The organism is Elusimicrobiota bacterium (assembly GCA_016182905.1).
In the GTDB taxonomy this organism is placed as follows: Bacteria; Elusimicrobiota; Elusimicrobia; order UBA1565; family UBA9628; genus GWA2-66-18.
Genome location: JACPFR010000044.1, coordinates 137,000 through 143,109, shown reverse-complemented (window position 1 = coordinate 143,109; position 6,110 = coordinate 137,000). Strand labels below are relative to the sequence as shown.

At 67.9% G+C, this 6,110-nt stretch carries 3 protein-coding genes; 1 reads left to right on the top strand and 2 read right to left on the bottom strand.

Annotated elements, in window-relative coordinates:
* Window positions 1-87: 87 nt before the first annotated feature.
* A complete protein-coding gene (locus HYV14_14120) occupies window positions 88-1,374 on the bottom strand; it encodes a NupC/NupG family nucleoside CNT transporter (protein MBI2387123.1) in 1,287 nt (428 codons plus the stop codon).
* Between the two features lie 207 nt (window positions 1,375-1,581).
* Between HYV14_14120 and HYV14_14115 the strand changes: the two genes are divergently transcribed.
* A complete protein-coding gene (locus tag HYV14_14115) occupies window positions 1,582-2,823 on the top strand; it encodes an MFS transporter (GenBank protein MBI2387122.1) in 1,242 nt (413 codons plus the stop codon).
* A 61-nt stretch (window positions 2,824-2,884) separates the two neighbouring features.
* Here the strand turns inward: HYV14_14115 and HYV14_14110 are convergent, their stop codons facing one another.
* Window positions 2,885-6,007, bottom strand: coding sequence for an MFS transporter (locus HYV14_14110; protein ID MBI2387121.1), 3,123 nt, complete (start codon window positions 6,005-6,007; stop codon window positions 2,885-2,887).
* Window positions 6,008-6,110: the final 103 nt, after the last annotated feature.

Below are 6,110 nucleotides of genomic sequence, written 5' to 3'. Positions count from 1 at the left end.
TCTCGACCTTGAAGGCCGGGCGCGGCGCGGCGGAGGCCAGCGAGACGGCGAGAAGCGGCGCGAGCAGGAGCATGGGGAGGGCGGCGCTTAGGGGATCAGGATGCCGGCGATGTTCGCCGTCATGAAGGTCGCGATGGCGCCGACGACCATGGCCTTCAGGCCGAGCTTGGCCAGGTCGTGCCGCCGCGTCGGGGCGATGCCCGAGATGCCGCCGATCTGGATCGCGATCGAGGAGAAGTTCGCGAAGCCCGACAGCGCGTAGCTGACGATGATCACCGAGCGGTGCGACAGCGGCGCGCCCGACTTGAGGATGTCGGTCAGCTGCAGGTAGGCGACGAACTCGTTGAGCACGGTCTTCACGCCGATCAGCTTGCCGACGGTCCAGCAGTCCTGCGTCGGCACGCCCATCAGGAAGGCGAGCGGCCAGCCGAGCACGGCGAGCAGGTTCTCGAGGCTGACCTGGGGGAAGCCCGCCCAGCCGCCGGCGGTCTTGAGCAGGGCGTTGAGCATCGCGATCAAGGCGATGAAGGCTAACAGCATGGCCGCGACATTGAACGCCAAACCCAACCCCTCCGAGGCGCCGCGCGCGGCCGCGTCGATCGCGTTCGCGTCGATCTTGTCCCGGCTCATCTTGACGTGGCCGAGGGTCTTGGGCGTGCCCGTCTCGGGCATCGCGATCTTGGCGCACACGAGCGCGGCGGGCGCCGACATGACGGACTGGGCGATCAGGTGGCCGGCGATGTCGGGGAAGTAGGGGTGCAGCATGCCCACGTAGGCCGCGAGCACGCCGCCCGCGGTGTTGGCGAAGCCGCCGGCCATCACGGCCAGCAGCTCGGAGTTGGTCATGTCCGCGACGTACGGTTTGACCACGAGCGGGGCCTCGGTCTGGCCGACGAAGATGTTCGCGGCGGTCGACAGGGTCTCGGCGCCGGAGGTCTTCATCGTCTTGTACATGACGATCGCGAAGACGTCGACGATCCACTGCATGAGGCCGATGTGGTAGCCGACGGTCATCAGCGCGGAGACGAAGATGATGGTGGGCAGGACGTTGAAGGCGAAGTTGATCATCGGCGCTTCTATCTTCCCGGTGATGAAGGAGCCGAACAGGAACTTCGTGCCCTCGTTGGTGAAGCCGAGCAGCGCCATCGTGCCGTCGTTGAGCCTTTCGAAGAACCAGAGGCCCGGCGCGGTCTTGAGGACGATGATCCCGAAGAAGAGCTGCAGGGCCATGCCCCAGGCGACGAGCTTCCAGTTGATCTTCTTCCGGTCGGTGGACATCAGCCAGCACAGGCCGACGAGGGCGAACAGGCCTATGAAGGACGTGGAGCGCTCGAGGACCGTGCTGGGCGCCTCCGCCGCCTTGCGCGCGTCCATCTGCGCGCGGATTTGATCGGCCTGCGACGGAGCCGACGCCGTGGAGACCTCGACTTTATCCTTGGGCACGGCGGCCGAGAAGGCGACGGTGGTCATGGCGCCGAACAAGCCGCACGCCGCGAAAAGGGCCCAGACTCGTCCGAGACGACGCACCGAGGGGGGGATGGTCATGTAGGAATTGTAGCAAAGGGTCGGAACTTTTCTATGATGCTGACCATGAACGACGCCGCCTCGAAGAAGAACGCGATCGCCGCCGTCCTCCTCGCCGCCCTCGGCTACTTCGTCGACATCTACGACCTGATCCTGTTCAGCATCGTGCGCGTCGCGAGCCTCAAGGACATCGGCGTCGCTCCCGAGGCCATGCTCGACACCGGGCTCCTGCTGATCAACATGCAGATGGCGGGCATGCTGCTCGGAGGCCTGCTGTGGGGCATCTTGGGCGACAAGAAGGGCCGCCTCTCGGTCCTGTTCGGCTCGATCGCGATGTACTCGGTCGCCAACATCGCCAACGGCTTCGTGCACTCGGTGCCGGCGTACGCCGCCTGGCGCTTCATCGCCGGCGTCGGCCTGGCGGGCGAGCTGGGCGCCGGCATCACGCTCGTCTGCGAGCTGATGCCCAAGGAGACGCGCGGCTACGGCACGATGATCGTGGCCGGAGTCGGCATCGCGGGCGGCGTCGTGGCCGGGCTGGTCGGCGACTGGTTCGGCTGGCGCAACGCCTACTTCATCGGCGGCGGGATGGGCCTGGCCCTGCTGACGCTGCGCGTCGGCGTCTACGAGTCCGGGATCTTCGACAAGGTGATGAAGGCCAAGGACGTGCGCCGCGGCGACTTCTTCATGCTGTTCTCGACCCCGGACCGCGTGCGGCGCTACCTGTCCTGCATCGCGTTGGGCGTGCCCGTCTGGTTCGTCATCGGCATCCTCGCGACTTTCGCGCCCGAGTTCGGCAAGGCCCTCGAGATGCCGGAGCTGCCGACCGGCTCGCGCGCGGTGATGTGGCTTTACGCGGGCTGCGCGCTCGGCGACTTCGCCAGCGGCGGCCTGAGCCAGTTCCTGCGCAGCCGCAAGAAGGCCGCGCTGACCTTCGTGGTCGCGACCGCGGTCACCTGCGCGGTGTACCTGAACCTCCGCGGCGCCTCGTTGACCCCGTTCTACCTGACATGCGGGGCCCTCGGCTTCTTCTCCGGCTATTGGGCGGTGTTCGTGACCATCGCCTCGGAGCAGTTCGGCACCAACATCCGCGCGACCGCGACGACGACCGTCCCGAACTTCGTGCGCGGCTCCCTCGTCGGAGTCTCCTTCCTCTTCCAGATGCTCAAGCCGGGGCAGGGCATCATCGGCTCGGCCGCCATCGTCGGCGCCCTCTGCTTCGCCCTCGCGCTCCTATCTCTGATAGGCCTGCGCGAGACCTTCGGCAAGGACCTCGACTACCTCGAACCCCATATGTAAGGTGTCAGGCATTCCGCTATTTTCACTTTCAAAAGTGAAAATAGCGGAATGCCTGACACCGTTATTGGGACTTGAGCCAGCGGGCGAGCTTGAGGTAGACGAGGGCGACGCCGGTGTAGAAGGCGGCGAAGAGGGCGAAGGCCGCGGTGCCGAAGCCGGCGAACAGGCCGCCCCACAGCAGGAAGCCCGCGACGAAGCTCAGGTAGGTCAAGGTGCGGATCGCGCCGAGGATGCTGCCGGCGAGCGCCTTGTCCTGCTTCGGGATGCGGTCCTTCATGATGGTGTCGAGGTGGATGATCGCCATCTGGCTCGCAAAGCCGATCAGCAGCAGGACGGGCGAGATCGGGAAGATCGGCCACACGAAGGTGAACAGGGCGGTCTGGCTGATGAAGGCCCAGGAGCCGAGCATCGTCGCCGCGGTCCAGATCAGGGACTTGGCGGCGCTCTTCGCGTACAGCTTGCGGCCGGCCTCGTCGCGCTCCGCCTCGGGCAGCGCGGCGGTCTTCTTGTCGATCAGGCGGCTGATCCGGTCCATCGCCAGCGCGCCGAGCAGAGCGCCGACGCCGTACAGGCCGGTCAGCGAGCCCGCGACGGCCGCCGCCTGCTTCGGGTCGCCGGCGACGTAGGCGCCGAAGGCCGTGGCGATGATGTAGTACATCATGTACAGGAAGCTGGAGAGCAGGACGTAGCCCATCAGGGGCTTGGCGATGCCCGGGTTCTTGAACACGCCGCGGAAGCCCGCGCCCCAGCCCGCCTTCTTCGCCTCGACGGCCGCGGCCGGCGTGGCCTTGGGCAGCTTGAGGAGGAAGGCGAGGCCCGCGGCGATCGCGAAGGCGACCGGGGCGGGGTAGATCACCGCGCCGAAGCCGAACGCGGCGATCGCCAGGCCCATCGCGGAGGCGACGAACACGGTGCCGTACTCGATGAAGTCGCGGAAAGAGCCGAAGCGGCTCGACGAGGTCGGCTTGTCGTGGAACCAGGCGACCTGGAGCTTGTGCTCGGCGACGCGGCCGATCGAGTGGAAGAAGTAGTCGAGGCTGAACAGGGCGATCAGCGCCGCGAGCGGCAAAGTCCCGGTCAGCGGGTTGAAGAGCAAAGCGATCGTGATCCAGATGCCGGTGCGCACGCCGAGCACCGTGCGGTAGGTGCGGCTGATGCCGAACTTGTCCACCCAGCGGCCGCCGAACAGCGCGCCGGCGGTGTAGGCGAGGTAGCTCACCACGGTCAGGCCGGCGAGCGCCAAGAAGCCCTGCGTCAGCGGCTGGGTCATTTGAGAAACGGCCAGGGACGTGGACTCGACGACGGTCGAGACGAGGATGAAGGTCGACAGGAAGCCCATGACGACCTTCGAGAACAAGCCCGGCGCTTGAGAGGGGGCGGCATCCGGAGCCGGCGCGGGGGCCGGTTCGACCTTGGGGAGCGGGGCCAGGTCGTCCGCGGTGGGTTGCTGGTAGTCGCCGCGGGCGCGGACGATCTCGCCGTTGTCGCGCTTGATCTTCAGGACCATCCGGCGCGAGGCGAGGAGCGCGGAGCGGATCGCGTCGCGCCAGGTCTTGCCCTTGCCGATGACCTCGGCCCATTCCTCGTAGGCGTTGCCTTTGGCCGCGACGATCCGGTCGCCTTCCTCGACGAACACGCGCGCGAGCTCCACGCCGGGCATCTTGCGCGCGGCCTCGAGCCCTTCGACCGCCTCGAGCGTGCCGTTGCGGCTGGAGGCGAGGAAGGTGTAGTGGATCACGCCGTCGGGCGCGTGGCCCGGGTCGACCTTCAGGCCGAGCGTCGCCCGGAAGCCCTGCTCGACGAGGCTCATGCCGGTCAGGCTCTTCACCGCCTGCCAGATCGCGACGCCGCCCATGAAGGGATTGATCTCGATGACGCGCGGGCCGTCGGGGGTGGAGAAGAGGTCGAGGCGCGCGTTGCCGTCCCGCAGGCCGAGCGCCTTGAGGGCGCGCTCGGAGGCGGCGATGAGCTCGGCGTGGTCCGCGACGGCGGTTTGGCCGGGGAACACCAGGATGCCGCCGGCGAGCTCGCCCTTCTGCCCGAGGCCTTTCGTGTCGGAGACGATCGCGAAGGCGGCCTTGCCGTCCTGCATGACGACCTCGACCGAGGTCTCCTCGGTGCCGGGGTTCTTCTCGAGCATGCGCTCCATCATGAGGCCCGGGTGCGTGCTGAAGGTGGTCTGCTTGGCCTCGGGGCGGGCGACGAAGTCGCGCACGGCGGCGTCCATCTTGAGGTAGGCGGCGGCGGCCTCGTTCTCGGACTTGATGTTGAGGTCGAGGAAGCGGGAGTTCTCGCCGCGGCTGGTCTTGATCATGACCTTGTACTTGCCTTCCTCGGAGATCTCGTGGTACGCTCGGCGCGCCTCTTTCTCGCTGCCGATCACCGCGTACGCGACGTGCTGGCTCGCGTCCGCGTTGAGGCGCTTGCGCGCCTCCGGCTTGTTGTCGGCCGCGGCGACGACGTCGCCCGCGATGCCCTTGGCGCCGAGCTTGTCGGTGATCCGGCCGGTCAGGCTCGCGTACAGGCTCATGAAGCCGACGACCGCGTGCGCCTTCGCGCCCTCGGGATGCGCGGCGACGGTCTCCGCGATCTTGCCCATGGTCTTCCCGTCGCGGGTGTTGATCGGGGCGGCGATGAAATTCGAGTCAGGAATGCCGTCGATGGAATTCTTGCGGTTCGCGGGATCGTCCACGAGCACGAGGTTGAGGCCCAGCTCCTTGGCGACGCGCAGCGCCTCCTGCATGATGAACGGGCGCGAGCCCTTCGTGCCGACCATGACGACGGTCTTGCCGCGGACCGACGCCTCGGCGATGGCCGCCGACTCGGAGAGGCGCGTGTCGGGCGCGGAGGGGATCGCGGTGACGGCGGCCGGAGCGGCGGCGTGAGGGACGGCGGGAGGAACGGTCTGCGCGGCGGCGGCGTTCGGGACCGAGGCGGGCGCGAGCGGCGCGGGCGCGGAGCCGGCCTGCAGCGAGGCGGCGGACAGGGCCCCGAGGGACGGAGAGAGCAGCGCGGACGGAGCGCTGGAAAGAGGGGAGACGATCGCGGCGCCGACGGCCGACGCGGAAACTCCCGAGACGGGAGCGACGACGCGCGCGGTCTGCGCCCATGCCGGCCAGGGCGCGAGGACGACGACGAACGAAACGACGAGGGACATCGCTGAGCGAAGCGCGCGTGATTTCATTGTTGGTGATGTTACCACGCGACAACCGCCGGCGTTGTTAGATTTGGTCCCACTAGTAGGAGGCAATCGAACTACGCTCGCGGTGGGACCTTGGACTCCCGAC

Excerpts from the sequence above, each read along its gene's own strand:
- HYV14_14115 (MBI2387122.1), top strand. The coding sequence starts at position 1,582 with ATGCTGACCATGAACGACGCCGCCTCGAAGAAGAACGCGATCGCCGCC.
- HYV14_14110 (MBI2387121.1), bottom strand. The coding sequence starts at position 6,007 with ATGAAATCACGCGCGCTTCGCTCAGCGATGTCCCTCGTCGTTTCGTTC.
- HYV14_14120 (MBI2387123.1), bottom strand. The coding sequence starts at position 1,374 with ATGGACGCGCGCAAGGCGGCGGAGGCGCCCAGCACGGTCCTCGAGCGC.